The organism is Candidatus Binatus sp. (assembly GCF_030646925.1).
Lineage (GTDB): Bacteria > Desulfobacterota > Binatia > Binatales > Binataceae > Binatus.
The window spans coordinates 66,939-82,290 of record NZ_JAUSKL010000087.1 but is presented as its reverse complement, the minus strand read 5'-3'; the positions used below and the strand labels follow the sequence as shown (position 1 = coordinate 82,290).

Genomic DNA, 15,352 nt, shown 5'->3' with positions numbered 1-15,352 from the left:
GAGATGAATGATTGATTTCGAACTCAGCGAAGAGCAGCAGATGATCCGCGACAGCGTCGGCGGTTTCGCGCGCGAGGAAATCCGCGCCGCGGCGCGTCCGGCCGACGAAAGCGGTATCATCCCGCCGGAACTGGTAGCGAAGGCGTGGCAGTTCGGCCTGGTCAGCGGCGCAATCCCGGAGCAGTTCGGCGGTGGCGGGGACGCGCGATCCGCGGTGACCGGCGCGATTGTCGCGGAGGAACTGGCATTCGGCGATTTTGCGATCGCGCTGCACGTGCTGGCGCCGCGCCTGTTCGCATTTCCGATCCTCGAGATGGGCACCGACGAGCAACGCGCAAAATTTTTGAAACATTTTTGCGGCGCCGATTTCGCCGCGGCGACTGCCGCGATAATGGAGCCGCGCTTCGACTTTGATTTGACCGCGATGCAGACGATCGCGAAGCGCGACGGCGCTGGATTCATTTTGGATGGCATCAAATGCAACGTGCCGCTCGCGAGCGAGTCGAACAATATCCTGGTGTATGCGGCGACCGATGCAGGCAAGGGATTCGCGGGCGTCGATGCGTTCATTATTAATCGCAATGCGCGCGACGCGCCCGGCGTGACGATTTCAGAGCGCGAGAAAAACATGGGACTCAAGGCGCTCGCGACGTACGAACTCACCCTCAACGATTGCCGCGTCGATGCGGACGCGCGGCTCGGCGGCGACAAGGGAATCGATTTTTCGCGCCTGATGAGCGAGTCGCGCGTCGCGTTTGCCGCGATGGGAGTGGGCGTTGCGAACGCCGCTTACGAATACGCACGCGACTACGCGAAGGAGCGCAAGGCGTTCGGCGTGCCGATCGCGACCAAGCAGGCGATCGCTTTTATCCTCGCGGACATGGCGATCGAAATCGACGCGTCGCGGCTGCTGATCTGGGAAGCGGCGGCGAAACTCGACAAGGGCGGCGACGCGCTCAAGGAAAGTTACCTCGCCAAGAATTACGTCGCGGCGAGCGCGCTCAAAATTACTGACAACGCGGTGCAGGTGCTCGGCGGCCACGGCTACATCCGGGAGCATCCGGTGGAGATGTGGCTGCGCAATGCGCGCGGTCTCGCCGCGATCGATGGAATCGCAACTGTTTAGGTGGCACGCGGAGAAAACCCGATGATCGATTTCGAACTCGAACCGCAAGTAGTCAATCGGCTCAAGATGTATCGCATGGTTTCGGAGCAAATGATGCGGCCGATTTCGCGCGACTGCGACGAGCACGAGCACGTCAAGCCGACGCAGTTTTACGAATCGATGTGGTCGGCGTCCGCGATGGCCGAAGTCCAGGTCGGCAACGATAAGGACAAAGCCGGCGACGGCGCGAAAGCCGACGCGGGTCCGAAATTGCGCAATCTCTACACCGTGCTGAGCACCGAAGAACTATGCTGGGGCGACGCGGGCCTGTTCCTATCGACGCCAAACGCAGGCCTTGGCGGCGCGGCAGTGATGGCGGCTGGCACCGCGGAGCAGAAAGAACGATTCCTGAAACGATTTCGCGAAGGCAAGCCCAAGTGGGGCGCGATGGCGATCACTGAGCCGGGATGCGGCTCGGATTCAGCCGCCGTCACTACGACTGCCACGCGCGACGGCGATCACTGGGTGATCAACGGCACCAAGATTTTTTGCACCGCGGGCGAGATGGCGGCGGAGAAATCCGAGGGCTTCGTCGTGGTGTGGGCGACGGTGGATAAGAGCGCGGGGCGTGCGGGAATCAAGCCGTTCGTGGTCGAGCACAACACGCCCGGGATGGACGTGGTGCGGGTCGAGAACAAACTCGGAATTCGCGCATCGGATACCGCGGCGATCGTTTTCGACAATTGCCGCGTGCCATTCGATCATCTGCTCGGCAGTGCGGAGGTCAAGCGCGAAGGCGGTTTCAAGGACGTGATGGCGACCTTCGACGCGACGCGGCCGATCGTTGCGGCGATGGCGATCGGGGTAGGGCGCGCGGCGCTCGATTTCGTGCGCGATTTCCTGAAAGAGCAGAAGGTGGCGATCCGTTACGGGATTTCACCGCGGCGGTTGACCACGATCGAGCGCGACTTCATGGAAATGGAAGTACAGTTGCAGGCGGCGCGGCTGCTCACGTGGCGCGCGGCGTGGATGCTCGATCTCGGCAAGCGCAACAGCCTGGAAGCGTCGATGGCGAAGGCCAAGGCGGGACTCGCGGTCACGCTGATCACGCAGAAGGCGGTCGAGTTGCTGGGGCCGATCGGCTATTCGCGCAAGCATCTGGTCGAGAAGTGGATGCGCGACGCGAAGATCAACGATATCTTCGAGGGCACGCAGCAGATCAATATGATCATTATCGCGCGCCGAATCCTCGGCTACAGCAGTAAGGAGCTGAACTGAGCGCGCGCGTGGAAAGCAAAAGTGAGAGCGGGGAAGAGCAGAGTAATTTCCGAAACCCCTCACGGGTTTCGGGCTTCCTGGGGCCACAAGATGCGCGCTACGCGCTGTTAGTAGGACGGTTCCGGCAATCGAATCCACGTTCTACCGATTGCCGCCTAGCGGAAATCTCACTGAAGCCAGCCCCGTGATGACGTATTCGGCTACGAGGATCCCGGAAAGCACTCGGGAGGAATGACCGGTAAGTAGACCGTATGTTGAAGAAACAATTCCTATTGTGCAGGCGCCAAGAAACCACACGTTCATCGTGCGCAAAAAAAATCCAAATCGTCTTTTGGGACTCATTGAATTTGCCCCGGTTGGCTTGATGAACAGGAGCGCGCGGTGAACGAAAGAGTCGTAGGGACAAGAACCAAGGCTACATTCGACGCCATGTTCCCCCAGTATCGAGGCGGGATCCAACGTGGCGCTGCTAGCGGCAGGACAATCGTATCCCACGCAAGAGCCATCGCTCCCAGCGTGAAAGGAAGAACGGCCCAGTGAATAGTTTCGGGCCGTTCTATGCTTCCGTCGCTAGCGCCCTCGAAGAGGTTATGAAGTCTATCTACGATAGCCGATAGAGGGTTCAAGGAGCACTCCTACTCACTGACTAATCGGCTAGTAGAACCACTTATTCTTTTCGAAGCGAAAGATCTCAGTCGTGTGAGTATCGCTGACTGTTTGCGGAGCAGTCTTGCGCGCTTCGTCCCTGGTCTTCCCCGTCAAGTAGTAAATGAATTCCTCGTAGGTGATTTTGCCGATTGAGTAGCCGTCCTTCGACTGATGACATTCGCAACCGGCGATCTTTCCATAGCCGGTATAGGTCGCGGTTTCGAAGCCCTGCTTGAGCGTATAGATCAGCTTCTGAAGATTGTTGGTTTCGCGTTCGCGCAGATTCTGCTCCCAATGCTGACAGAATTGCGGGAAGGTCTCCGCCGCAGTTTTGAATTCGATATCTCGTTTGAGGCGATCAGGCGTGATTTTTTTTACGAATGCCTGCACCTTTTCCTTGAGCGTTGATTTCGGAGCGGGCGCAGCCGAATCCGGCACCCCGGCACCTTGCCCCGCCGCCGGCGAAGCGGCGTCGGGAATCGGCACCGTGATCGCGACCTTCGAAATCGGTGATGGGTCAGGCGAATCTTGCGCGCAACTCAGGCGCGGCATCGGAACAGTCAAAGCAACAATCGCGAGCGCGGTGAGCAATCCCCGGATTCTCATGTTGTTAATCCTCCTTCCCAAGTTGCCTCCCAGTGTCGCCGCGAATGTGTATAGCAAAAATGCAGGTCAGTGAAAATACGTGAAATGCGCGAAAACTTCACAGGCTGAAGCCCCTCACATGGACAGAACCTCCACAGGCTAACGCAGGAATCTCAGATTGGCTGAATCCTGGGTCGCTCAGGTAAATCTCTGAGGAGCGGCACAGGTGAGGTGGCACAGGCTTTAGCCTGTGTCTGGAGAAGGAAAGAAACTTCCGGACGCGGATCCTCAACGCGTTCAGTTGATCGAAATGAAAACGGCCGCAGCCCCGAGTGGGACTGCGGCCGTTGGCTGACGTTCAGTTTTGACCGAACTCGTTTATTGAGGCATCAGTTCGACGCGCCGGTTCTGAGCGCGGCCTTCGGCCGTGTCGTTGGTCGCGACGAAATCGCTCTTGCCGTAGCCGTGCGGAATCAAACGGCTCTCGGGGATACCGGCCTTCACCAGGTAATCCACGACCGAGTTCGAACGGCGGTCGGACAGTTTCAGATTGTACTCGACGCTGCCGATCGCGTCGCAGTATCCGTTGACGTTGATCGCGACGTTCGGGCTGGCCTTCAGAGTGGCCGCGGCTTCATCCAGAACTGCCGCATCACCCGGCCGGATATTCGACTTGTCGAAGTCGAAGTGCACGCCACGTAGAACCAGCTTCTCCTTGGCAGGAGGAGGCGGCGGCGGTGGCGGCGGCGGCGGAGGAGGCGGTGGAGGCGCCGGCGGCGGAGGAGGCGGAGGAATGATTGGATCGCAAATGTAATGTCCGGCGAGACCGCCAATCAGTGCACCGGCAGCGGCGCCACCGATTCCACCCCAGGTCTTCGCGTCGCTCGAGGTGTCGCCGTGGCCGCGGACGTTGTCAGCGATGACGATACCGGAGGCTGCTCCCGCGCCGGCACCCAATGCTGCTCCGATGATTGCGCAGTTTCCCCATGAGCGCGGCTGCCGCAGATACGCGCAACTGCTTAAGCTGCTCGCCAAAAAGACGGCGCCTACAATCGTCGCAGCCGACTTAACTAGTCTCGATTTCAATCTCATGAACTCCTCCTCACCCGAGTGCGTGGTATGCGCAGAACGAACCCCGTATGCCCCCGGCCCGGCGCGTTCGATACGTACAAACGGACGCGTGGCCCAATTGACGGGGAAATATAGTTATATTCGTGGCGTAAATGCAATACGTCCCGGCGAGGGCAGTTGAGATTTTTACAATTGCGCGAATAACGGGTTGCCACAATTTGACGAAATCATGACGGATAAAAAATCGGGACCTCCTTCGAAGTCCCGATTTTCGCACACCAGCCGCCCCCAATGCCTGCGGCATGGGCGGTCGATTGATTCTGCATCGATTAGTCGTTGTCGTGTCCTTTGCCATGCCCGCGGCCATGTCCCTGATCGTGCTTGGACTCGGCCTTGGCCTCTTTGGCCGCATCCTTCTGCGCGTGCCGGGCGTTTTTCTCGGCGTCCTTTTGCGCCTTCCGTTCCGCGTGGGCTTCGTGTTTGTCGAACCAGCGCGGATGATGAGCTTCTACCCAATCGCGACGATTCGACGCCCACCAATCGCGATTGTGCCACTGGCGGTGCTCGTCCCAATCGCCGTCGTTGTCGCGCCAATCAGGATGGTTCGCTGCCCATTCAGGATGATTTTTCCAGAACCAATCGCGATCGTTTTCATGCCACCAGGTGTAGTCACGCCACTGACGATTACGGTCGTACGCGCCCCATCGGTTGGGCATCGGAACAGGCCGATAATCGTTTTTGACGGCGCGCCAGACGCTTGGATGCGTCGCCAAGAATTCGTTCAGCTCCGGATGCTGAGCGCGAAAGCGCGGGTCGTAGATTAACTCCGGATTCGCGCGCAGCTCGCGCGCCGAGCGCGGATGATTGGCCAGGAACTCGTTAAAGCGCTGGTCGTAGTAAGTCGATCCTTGCGCGCGCAGGTTGTTCCATACGCCCGGATGATTCTGGATGTAATCCTGCAGCTCGGGATGATTGGCGCGCCACTGCGGATCGTAGATTCGATAGGGATCGGCGCCCAGACTGCGCGAGACATTTGGATGACCCGAGAGCCATTCCTGGAAAGTCTGGCCGTCGGCGCCAGAGAACCATCCCTGCGCGAACGCTGGAGCCGCGAATGTCAGCACGGCACTCGCGATCAGGGCTGCGGTTCGTAGTCGCTTCATCTTCCTTCCTCCCTGCACCAATCTCACTTATTCAATTTCATCTTGCGTATCAAAATCGGGGATCCTGATTTGGGTTCCCGATTATCTCATTCGTTACGACCCAAAGCTGGAATGCTCAAGGTCTAGTGATTCACTTCGCCGGCGCCGCCATTGATCTCCTTCGATTCATGGACGGCGCCCTGCGGAGCCGGTTCGGCCTTGCCATGTTTGTTCATCTTCTTCATGTTCTGCTGCGCCACGTCTGAGCCAGCCTGCGGCGTCCGAGGCTCCGCAGCAATCGGCGGAATCTTATGCATCTTGGGTTCGGCCTCGACTGGCGGCATGCGATGCATCCTGGATTCCTCGCCGCTGCCCGAGCCAACGCCCGCAGGAGGCATCTTATGCATCGGCGGTTGGACGGCAATCGGCGGCATCTTGTGCATCGGCGGCGCGTTGCTCACGCCAACGCCCGCAGGAGGCATCTTGTGCATCGGGGGCGCGACTTCAATCGGCGGCATCCGATGCATTTTCTGCTGCTGCTCGAGTCTTGCCGATTCCTGCTGCTGCTGTCTTTGCTGCTCAAGTCGGGCAGCCTGCTGCCGCTGTGACTGCTCTTGCAGTTGCGATGCACGCTGCTGATCGCGCAGTTGCTTGATCTTCAGATCCTGCTGCTGTGCTTTCGCCTGAGCGTTTCTGAGCGCCTGCTCGTAGGTCTGGCGCTGCTGGAGCCAGTTGGTGCGATTGCGCGCGACCCAGTCGACGCGGTTCTGCGCCCACCAGTCGCGATCGTGCCACTGGCGATTTTCGTCCCAATCGCCCCAGTCGCGATGATGCGTCTTTACCCAATCGGCGCGATTCTGTGCCCACCAGTTGCGATCGTGCCACTGGCGGGTTTCGTCGAAGTCGCCGTCGTAGTCGCGCCAGGCGGGTTCATTCGCGGCCCATTCAGGATGATGAGACCAGAACCAATCGGGACGATTCTGATGCCACCAATAGTAGTCGTGCCACTGGCGGTTCTCGTCGTAGTCGCCCCACGCATCGCCGTAGTTGTCCGGGACACGCGCATACTCGGTGCCCAAGGAACCCCACTGCCAGACAGACCGATTCTGCGCGAGAAATTCTTGAAGCCTCGGATGCGCGTCGAGGTACACGGGATTGTACAAAAGGGACGGATTCTCGGATATGTCGCGAGCGATCTCCCGATGATTCGAGAGGAACTGCCGGAAGCGGTCACTGTAATACTTCCTACTCTCAGCCGCCATCCCTTGCCATACATCCGGATGCTGCTCGAAAAATTCCTGTACGTCCGTATGTTCCGCACGCCATCCTGGGTTGTAAACCAGATAGGGATTTGCCGACAGCTGACTTGCGACATTGGGATGGCGGGTGAGCCATCGCTCGAATCGTTTGCCGGCGGGTCCCGCGGAATACAAATCCGCCATTGCGGGCGCGGCTATCGCGAGTAACGCGCACGCGACGAAAGCAATTAATCTTCGATTCTTCATACTAGCCCTCCTGGAAAAGTGAGCGTGATCCGAGTTTCCGTGAGACGCTCGATTGCTGGTCAGGTTTGGGATTTGATGGGAAAGATTCGCACGGATGATCGGTTTCGGTTTCAGCCTGCCCACCTCACCACCTTGATTAGCAGCAACACTGATGCCATCCGGATGTGCTCGCTTAACTTGAGAAAGGGCCGATCAAACAAGGGTCTTTTTCCCGGCGAATAATGTCAAAAAGCCGGAATCTACTCTGAAGAGGATGAAAGTTACCTCTTTTGGGGGTGCCTCGCGCCGGATTAGCGCGCGTTCACTTTGCCCTATTGACGCCATCGCCGCCTTCTTCAGGTCTTTACCAAGCTGCGTTGATCGCGATACAGGCGCCATTTCGGCCGGCTCGTTTAGTCCATCGCCTCGATCTCTGATAAACTCACGGGTCGATATGCTTTCACTGGCGCGCGGCAAAGAGGGTGTCTTCAGGCTGGTATCGAGCTACAAGCCCGAGGGCGACCAGCCCGCCGCGATCGACGCGATCACCCGCAATCTAATCGACGGCGTGCCGCATCAGGTGCTGCTCGGCGTAACCGGCTCGGGCAAGACGTTCACGATGGCGAACGTGATCGAGCGGGTGAATCGTCCGACGCTCGTGATGGCGCCGAACAAGACGCTCGCCGCGCAACTCTACAACGAGTTCAAGAGCCTCTTTCCGGACAACGCGGTCCGCTATTTCGTCTCGTACTACGACTACTACCAGCCCGAGGCTTACGTCCCCTCGACCGATACGTTTATCGAGAAGGACGCGAGCATCAACGACGAGATCGACAAGCTCAGGCATTCGGCGACCAAGGCATTGCTCGAGCGCAACGACGTCCTGATCGTCGCGTCGGTGTCATGCATCTACGGCCTCGGCGAGCCGGAAGTTTATTTCGAGACGGTGGTGTTCGTGGAGGAGGGGCAAACGATCGAGCGCGATCGGGTGCTGCGCAAGCTGGTCGATATCCAGTATCAGCGCAACGATTACGATTTTCATCGCGGGACGTTTCGCGTGCGCGGCGACACGGTCGAGGTGTTTCCCGCATACGAGGAGCAGCGCGCGGTGAGGATCGAATTTTTCGGCGACCAGATCGAAGCGATGTACGAAATCGACGCGCTGCGCGGCAAGGTGATCCGCAAGCTGCAGAGCGTCGCGATCTATCCGGCGTCGCACTACGTGACGACCTCCGATCGGATGGAAATCGCGGTCACGAACATCCGCATCGAATTGAAAGAGCGGCTCGAGTTCTATCGCCAGGAGAATCGCCTGCTCGAAGCGCAGCGCCTCGAACAGCGCACCCGCTACGACCTGGAGTTGCTGGCGGAGATGGGCTTCTGTCCGGGGATCGAGAACTACTCGCGTCATCTGACCGGGCGTTCGCCGGGACAGGCGCCGCCGACGCTACTCGATTATTTTCCGAAGAATGCGCTCTACTTCATCGACGAAAGCCACGTGACGGTGCCGCAGATCGGCGGGATGTATCGCGGCGATCGCTCGCGGAAAAGCGTGCTGGTCGATTTCGGGTTTCGGCTGCCGTCGGCGCTTGACAATCGCCCGCTCAACTTCGAGGAATGGGAATCGCACGTCAGTCAGGCGGTTTACGTGTCGGCGACTCCCGGCGATCACGAACTGGCGAGGTCGGGCGGGCTGGTCGTCGAGCAGTTGATTCGGCCGACCGGACTTATCGACCCGCAGATCGAAGTGCGCAAAGCCGGCACGCAGGTGGACGATCTGCTCGAAGAAATTCGTCTGCGCGTGGCCGTCAATGAGCGGGTGCTGGTCACCTGCCTCACCAAGAAAATGGCCGAGGATTTGACCGACTACTACCACGACCTCGGCATCCGCGTGCGCTATCTCCACGCCGATATCGAAACGATCGAGCGGGTCGAAATCATCCGCGGGCTCAGGCGCGGCGATTTCGACGTGCTGGTCGGAATCAACCTGCTGCGCGAAGGACTCGATTTGCCGGAAGTGTCGCTGGTGGCGATTCTCGACGCCGACAAGGAAGGATTTCTGCGCGCCGCGCGCTCGCTGATTCAGACCACCGGCCGTGCCGCGCGTCACTTAAACGGCCGCGTGATCATGTATGCCGATACGATCACGAAATCGATGCGCCAGGCGATCGACGAAACCGATCGGCGCCGCGTCAAGCAGGTCGCCTACAACGTCGAGCACGGCATCACGGCGAAATCGATCGTCAAAGCGATCGACGCGTCCCTGGTCGAGATGTATTCGCCGGAATGGGCGGTGGTGCCGGAGATCGGCGACGGCAAGTCCGAAGAAGAATTTATCCCGCCGCACGAACTTTCCGATCGCATCACGGCGCTTCGGCGCGAGATGATGGAAGCGGCCGAGAAACTGGACTACGAAGGCGCCGCCGAACTCCGCGACAAGATCAAAAAACTCGAGCGTCACGCGCTCGGGATGGATCAGCCGAAGCATCCGATACTGCCGTCGGCGCCGCCCGGCTCGGCGCATCATCATGCGAGCGATTCCGCGCGCGGGCGCGGCGAGAAACACAAGATCAAGGACATCACGGAACGGGGTATCATCCCGGTCAAGACGCGCGGACGTCGCGGCGCAGGCGCCGCGACCGGCGCGGCTGCGGGCGCCGCGGGCGCGAAGAGCCCGCCGCGCCAGAACAAGCTGAAGCTGATCCCCGGCCCTCCGCACTGAGGCAGGTAGGCCGCGCAGGAGGGCAAGAATAATTCCCGAAACCCCTCACGGGTGGAGTTTACCCTGAGCTTCGAAGGGGCCGCTTCCTGGGGCGACGCGAAGCCGACTTCGGGCCGCAGGGCCGAATCGCAATAAGAGGGATGCGCGCTCCGCGCTGTTAGAAAAGAGAGGGGGGCAGCAATTCGCCGCTCTTGCAAGCTGACAATACGAGTCGGCGCCTCTTCTTTACCTCGCCCGTTATTTTAGGGGAGAGGAGGACGAAGTCGCGGAACGCGACGAGGTAGGTGAGGGTGCTGGATCGCCTGCTAGTTCACCGCTGCTAGCATATTGTGCGATTCTTCATCCATGCCCGATTTCGTTCCACCGCGATTGACCTCGAGCAAAGATCTCGCCCGCGCGCGCAAGATGCGTCGCGAAGCCACCGATGCGGAAAAGCGGCTCTGGTCGATCCTGCGGAATCGAGCTCTCGAGAATTGGAAATTTCGAAGACAAGTTCCGATCGATGATTTCATCGCCGATTTCTGCTGCGTCAAAGCGCGGCTGATAGTCGAGCTCGACGGCGAACAGCATCTCGATCAGCTCAAGCGCTACGACGACGCCCGAACCAGGCACCTCGAGAGCTTGGGATTCAGGGTCCTCCGTTTCTGGAACTCCGACGTGATGACCGGCGTGGATGCTCTAGTCGAAGAAATCGCGCGGGTGCTTGCTGAGATCGATGGCAATCGAGCGAAAGTGCGTTAGCAGGCGATCCGGCACCCTCACCTGCCTCGTAGCGTTCCGCGACTTCGGCGCCCTCTCCCGTAAAGTAACGGGCGAGGTATCAGAGCGGCGACTCGCCCTCCGGCGGGCGCGGGCGCCAGGTGACCCATCTTGTACCAGCCCGAAACAAGCGGCAGAGTCATCGTTAATGACGCGCGCAAACGAGCCGGTGGAACGCCCGGCGCGGCATGCAGCGGATAAAAATCGGCCGCGGCGCTTGGCGCAGAAGATGATGCGCGATTCGTCAGCGGCGGAGACGAAGTGACGGGAAATTTCTTCAACTTCTATAGCCACGATTTCGTGCGCGTCGCGATCGGCGTGCCGGCGATCCGCGTCGCCGACCCAGCCTTCAATAGCGAACAAACCATCGCGCTGCTCAAGCAGGCGGCTGAGCGCAAAGCGGTGCTCGCGCTTTTTCCGGAAATGGGGATCAGCGCCTACTCGTGCGACGATTTGTTCCAGCAGCGCGCGCTGCTCGACGGATGCCTCGCCGGTATCGCCGCGATCGTCGAGGCGAGCGCCAAGCTGCCGATCCTGGCCGTTGTCGGCTCCCCGCTCGCGATCGATCATCACCTGTTCAACTGCGCGGTCTTCATCAGCCGCGGCAGGATTCTGGGCGTCGTGCCGAAGACCAATCTGCCGAACTATCGCGAATTCTACGAGGCGCGCCAGTTCACGTCGGCTGACGCGGCGACGCGCGACGAGATCGATTTGCTGGGTCAACGCGGGCTGCCGTTCGGCAACAACCTGATTTTCCAGCATGAGGATCAGCCGTGGCTGAGTATCCATGCGGAAATCTGCGAAGACCTGTGGGTGCCGATTTCGCCGTCGTCGTATGCGGCGTTGGCGGGCGCGACAATGCTGCTGAATTTGTCGGCCTCGAATATCACCGTCGGCAAGGCGGATTACCGGCGGACGCTGGTGAGCAGCCAGTCGGCGCGATGTATCGCGGCGTACCTGTACTCGGCGGCGGGGCCGGGCGAATCGACCACCGATCTCGCGTGGGATGGCCACGGGCTGATCGCGGAGAACGGCAATATCCTGGCGGAGACGGAACGATTCAAGGATGAGCCGCAACTGGTCTGCTCGGAGATCGACCTCGAGCGGTTGTCGCAGGAGCGGATGCGCCAGAATACCTTCGGCCTCAACGCGCAGCGCGAACTCGACAAGCTCAGGCGCTTTCGCCGGATCGCGTTCACGACTGAATTGCCGCGCCGCGCGAAGATGATTCCGGAGCGCATTTACGAGCGCTTTCCGTACGTGCCGTCGGACCCGGCGACGCGCGACGAGCGATGCTCCGAAGTGTTCGAAATCCAGGTGCAGGGACTCGCGACGCGGCTCCGCTCGACCGGGCTCGAGCGCGTCGTAATCGGCGTCAGCGGCGGAATCGATTCGACGCATGCGCTCTTGGTATGCGCGCGCGCGATGCAGCGGCTCGGGCATTCAGCGAAAAATATCTACGCCGTCACGATGCCCGGGTTCGCGACCAGCGAGCGCACGCTCGAGCAGGCGAATCGCCTGATGAAGGCGCTCGGCTGCAAGGCCGAGAAGATCGACATCCGCGAAAGCTGCATGCAGATGCTGCGCGACCTCGAGCATCCGTTCGCCGAAGGCAAGGAAATTTACGACGTCACTTTCGAGAACGTGCAGGCGGGCGAGCGCACCAGTCATCTGTTCAGGCTGGCGAACCTGCATGCGGGATTGGTGGTAGGCACCGGCGACTTAAGCGAGCTCGCGCTCGGCTGGTGCACCTACGGCGTGGGCGATCACATGTCGCACTACAGCGTCAACGCGAGCGTGCCGAAAACCCTTATCCAGCACGTGATTCGATGGGTGGCGGAAAATCAGAGCCTCGGCCGCGACGCGAGCAAGACGCTGCTCGACATCCTGAGCACGCCGATCAGTCCCGAATTGATTCCCGGCACTAACGACGACGGTCATCCGACGCATGACACGGAGGCGACGATTGGGCCATACGAGCTGCACGATTTTTTTCTCTACTACATTTTGCGCTTTGGCTATCCGCCGCCGAAGGTCGCCTATTTGGCGCATCATGCGTGGCGCGACAAGGAAGCCGGGCGATGGCCGGGGATCGCGCCGGAGAATCGCCATCAGTACGATGTCGCGACGATCAAGGCGCACCTGCACACCTTTCTCTATCGCTTCTTCCGGCTGAGCCAGTTCAAGCGCAGTTGCATCCCGAACGCGCCCAAAGTTGGATCGGGCGGATCGCTGTCGCCGCGCGGCGACTATCGCGCGCCGTCGGACAGTGAAGCCACCGCGTGGATCGAACAACTGAAATTGATTCCCGACCACGAGTGAGCGTGCGGCGCGCATCTGCGATGCTCGCGATCGCGCTCGCCGCGCTCAGCGGGATCGCGCTGGCGGGCGATTCGGCGGCGTCGCCACCGCAGCTTCCGGCGCTAGTGCATCGAGCGCCAACGTCGGCGGCCGATAGTAGCGCACAGGACTCGATGACCGAGGATACGCCCGCGGAGATAACGCCCGAGCAACACCAATTCGGCGAGCGGATGGTTGCCGCGATCCGAAAGAAGGACGTCGTTGAGCTTAAAAAACTAGTCGCACCTGAGGCGCTGGCATGCTTCGATCAGAGCAGGCAGGCGTACCTGAATAGCTGGCTCAAGAAGCACTTTCGCTATTCGATTCCCGAGCGCCATCGGCTAAGTGTCGCGAAGCTATCGCTTAACGCATCTATCGATTCGAAATTCCGCACCTATCCGGTCGCGCCTACTTACGTTCTTGAGATTCAATTCAACAATGCGGAGCGCGGCGATATCACGCTGAACCGGATGATAGGTCAGCAGGACGGCAAGTGGTACGAGACGGCGCCATGTCCGACCCAACTTGGCATGGATCGCCTCAACAAAGTCAAATCAGCTAGCTCGCAAAGCACTGAGGCTCGCGCGAAGGAGGCTTATGCGCGCGTTGACGAGTCGCTAGCGGCGCGGATCCGCGCGTACCTCGCGAAAAACGATCAGGCCAACGCATGGAAGCTAGCGGCGGAGTCTCTGAACGTGGATATCGGCACCGCGCGGCAGGTAGTTGCGATGCTCGCCAGCGCGAAGCCGCATTGAATCCTTAGGAGGCGCGATGAAGATCGGAATTCATTTGCCGCAAATCGGCGGCTCCGCGAGCGACATCGCGCGGATCGCGATTCGCGCTGAGCAAAGCGGCTACGAAACGATCTGGGTGAGCGATCATCTACTGGTGCCGGCGTCCAGCGGCCGCCTGCCCGCGATCGAAATTATGGAGCCGGTCGCGACGCTCGCCTACGTTGCCGCGCTGACGAGCCGAATCAAACTCGCCACCAGCGTGATCGTCGTTCCGTATCGAAACGCAATCCATCTGGCCAAAGAGCTCGCGACGCTGGACTGCCTCTCGTCGGGGCGGATTATCGCGGGGGTTGCAAGCGGATGGCTGGAAGCGGAGTTCAGCGCGCTCGGCGTGTCATTCGAGCGCCGCGGCGCCTATACCGATGAGGCGATCAGCTTGATGCGCGCGATGTGGTCGGCCGACGTGCCGGAGTATCACGGCGAATTTTTCAATCTGAGCGGAATGCGGTTCGGTCCCCGTCCACAGGCGGGCAACATCCCGATTTGGGTCGGCGGGATCAGCCGCCGCGCGATTCGCCGCGCCGTCGAACTGGGTGACGGATGGCATGGCACGCGGATGAAGCCCGAACAGCTCGCCGACCGGATCACCTGGATTCGCGAGATCGCGGCGCGCCGAAATCGCGACCTGGCCGGCTTCGCGATCAGTCATCGGGTCTATGTTGGATTTGCGCCGCGATGGACCGAGACGGGCGGCTACGTCGAAGGTATCCTTGCGCCGCCCGCCGAGTTGACCGACTACTTGAATCGCTTCGCGGCGCTGGGCGTCCAGGAATTGCTGGTGACTCCGATCGGCGGCGATTCCATCGACAACTTCCTCGATCGTTTCGATTCCGAAGTTCGTCCGGGTCTCGCCTGACTCACCGCACCAAGGTCGCGCCGGATCACTATTGTTACTCGAGGTTGATGCGATCGCGATTCATCTCACTTTGCTGCTTTCACTGTTAACTGCACGCGACGGAGAAACCATGTCGCTGGCTTTTTGACCGGCTTGCTTGAGACGTCTCAGCAGCAGCCGCGCCCAGAGGAATTCCGCGCTCAGGATCGTGAGGCCAAAAAAGATAACGATCCAGCCCGGCCCCGGTAGTGCCAGCATCGCGACGCCGACGATCAGGAGCGTCGAACCAACCACGGCGGTGATGATCCGATTGGCCTGGCTGCTCGATTGAAGACGCATCGCCGAACTTCAAAACTACTATGCCTGGAGCGCTTGCAGCGGCTCTGGCTGATGCGAGAGGGGGGACTTGAACCCCCACGCCTTGCGGCACTGGATCCTAAGTCCAGCGCGTCTGCCATTCCGCCACTCTCGCGAAGATGCAATCATCATATGAGAGATCCGAGAGGATAGAAATAACCGATACAGCGATGTCGGTGAAGCAGAAAGTCCGTTAACGACCTCTAAGTCGTCTTCCTATTCACAAAGATGA

General features: G+C 60.1%; 12 protein-coding genes and 1 tRNA gene. 7 read left to right on the top strand and 6 right to left on the bottom strand.

All coding sequences use genetic code 11. The annotated features are described in order from the left end of the window. Positions 1-7 precede the first annotated feature (7 nt). The gene (locus Q7S58_RS15355) at positions 8-1,126 is read left to right on the top strand and encodes an acyl-CoA dehydrogenase family protein (protein ID WP_304827567.1); all 1,119 of its coding nucleotides are present in this window, start codon (positions 8-10) and stop codon (positions 1,124-1,126) included. Positions 1,127-1,147: 21 nt separating this feature from the next. Continuing rightward, entirely contained in the window at positions 1,148-2,383 is a 1,236-nt protein-coding gene (locus Q7S58_RS15350) for an acyl-CoA dehydrogenase family protein (protein WP_304827564.1), read from the top strand. Positions 2,384-3,037: 654 nt separating this feature from the next. Here Q7S58_RS15350 and Q7S58_RS15345 read toward each other — a convergent pair. The 4 genes from Q7S58_RS15345 to Q7S58_RS15330 form a co-directional block, all read right to left on the bottom strand. After that, positions 3,038-3,637, bottom strand: a complete 600-nt coding sequence (locus Q7S58_RS15345; RefSeq protein ID WP_304827561.1) for a hypothetical protein — start codon at positions 3,635-3,637, stop codon at positions 3,038-3,040. 357 nt (positions 3,638-3,994) lie between these two features. After that, entirely contained in the window at positions 3,995-4,708 is a 714-nt protein-coding gene (locus Q7S58_RS15340) for an OmpA family protein (protein ID WP_304827559.1), read from the bottom strand. A 308-nt stretch (positions 4,709-5,016) separates the two neighbouring features. Then, on the bottom strand, positions 5,017-5,850 hold the full coding sequence (locus tag Q7S58_RS15335) for a hypothetical protein (RefSeq protein ID WP_304827556.1): 834 nt from the start codon (positions 5,848-5,850) through the stop codon (positions 5,017-5,019). 122 nt (positions 5,851-5,972) lie between these two features. Next, positions 5,973-7,334 carry a hypothetical protein gene (locus Q7S58_RS15330; RefSeq protein WP_304827553.1) on the bottom strand — a complete coding sequence of 454 codons (1,362 nt, stop codon included), beginning with the start codon at positions 7,332-7,334 and terminating at the stop codon, positions 5,973-5,975. Between the two features lie 433 nt (positions 7,335-7,767). Between Q7S58_RS15330 and uvrB the strand changes: the two genes are divergently transcribed. From uvrB to Q7S58_RS15305, 5 genes are all read left to right on the top strand, one after another. Continuing rightward, positions 7,768-10,035 (top strand): excinuclease ABC subunit UvrB, encoded by a 2,268-nt coding sequence (uvrB, locus tag Q7S58_RS15325; protein WP_304827550.1) that lies wholly within the window; start codon positions 7,768-7,770, stop codon positions 10,033-10,035. Positions 10,036-10,380: 345 nt separating this feature from the next. After that, on the top strand, positions 10,381-10,776 hold the full coding sequence (locus Q7S58_RS15320; protein ID WP_304827547.1) for an endonuclease domain-containing protein: 396 nt from the start codon (positions 10,381-10,383) through the stop codon (positions 10,774-10,776). 279 nt (positions 10,777-11,055) lie between these two features. Further along, complete coding sequence (locus Q7S58_RS15315; protein WP_304827544.1) at positions 11,056-13,116, top strand: NAD(+) synthase; 2,061 nt, start codon at positions 11,056-11,058, stop codon at positions 13,114-13,116. 2 nt (positions 13,117-13,118) lie between these two features. Continuing rightward, entirely contained in the window at positions 13,119-13,889 is a 771-nt protein-coding gene (locus Q7S58_RS15310) for a hypothetical protein (protein WP_304827541.1), read from the top strand. Positions 13,890-13,905: 16 nt separating this feature from the next. Beyond that, on the top strand, positions 13,906-14,784 hold the full coding sequence (locus tag Q7S58_RS15305; RefSeq protein WP_304827538.1) for an LLM class F420-dependent oxidoreductase: 879 nt from the start codon (positions 13,906-13,908) through the stop codon (positions 14,782-14,784). Positions 14,785-14,844: 60 nt separating this feature from the next. Here Q7S58_RS15305 and Q7S58_RS15300 read toward each other — a convergent pair whose 3' ends face one another. Continuing rightward, positions 14,845-15,102 (bottom strand): PGPGW domain-containing protein, encoded by a 258-nt coding sequence (locus Q7S58_RS15300; RefSeq protein WP_304827534.1) that lies wholly within the window; start codon positions 15,100-15,102, stop codon positions 14,845-14,847. Positions 15,103-15,154: 52 nt separating this feature from the next. Continuing rightward, a tRNA-Leu gene (locus Q7S58_RS15295) sits at positions 15,155-15,235 on the bottom strand. Positions 15,236-15,352: the final 117 nt, after the last annotated feature.

Bases quoted from the DNA above. Each gene is read 5' to 3' on its own strand.
- Q7S58_RS15355 (WP_304827567.1), top strand. From the start codon at position 8: ATGATTGATTTCGAACTCAGCGAAGAGCAGCAGATGATCCGCGACAGC.
- Q7S58_RS15350 (WP_304827564.1), top strand. From the start codon at position 1,148: ATGATCGATTTCGAACTCGAACCGCAAGTAGTCAATCGGCTCAAGATG.
- Q7S58_RS15345 (WP_304827561.1), bottom strand. From the start codon at position 3,637: ATGAGAATCCGGGGATTGCTCACCGCGCTCGCGATTGTTGCTTTGACT.
- Q7S58_RS15340 (WP_304827559.1), bottom strand. From the start codon at position 4,708: ATGAGATTGAAATCGAGACTAGTTAAGTCGGCTGCGACGATTGTAGGC.
- Q7S58_RS15335 (WP_304827556.1), bottom strand. From the start codon at position 5,850: ATGAAGCGACTACGAACCGCAGCCCTGATCGCGAGTGCCGTGCTGACA.
- Q7S58_RS15330 (WP_304827553.1), bottom strand. From the start codon at position 7,334: ATGAAGAATCGAAGATTAATTGCTTTCGTCGCGTGCGCGTTACTCGCG.
- uvrB (WP_304827550.1), top strand. From the start codon at position 7,768: ATGCTTTCACTGGCGCGCGGCAAAGAGGGTGTCTTCAGGCTGGTATCG.
- Q7S58_RS15320 (WP_304827547.1), top strand. From the start codon at position 10,381: ATGCCCGATTTCGTTCCACCGCGATTGACCTCGAGCAAAGATCTCGCC.
- Q7S58_RS15305 (WP_304827538.1), top strand. From the start codon at position 13,906: ATGAAGATCGGAATTCATTTGCCGCAAATCGGCGGCTCCGCGAGCGAC.
- Q7S58_RS15300 (WP_304827534.1), bottom strand. From the start codon at position 15,102: ATGCGTCTTCAATCGAGCAGCCAGGCCAATCGGATCATCACCGCCGTG.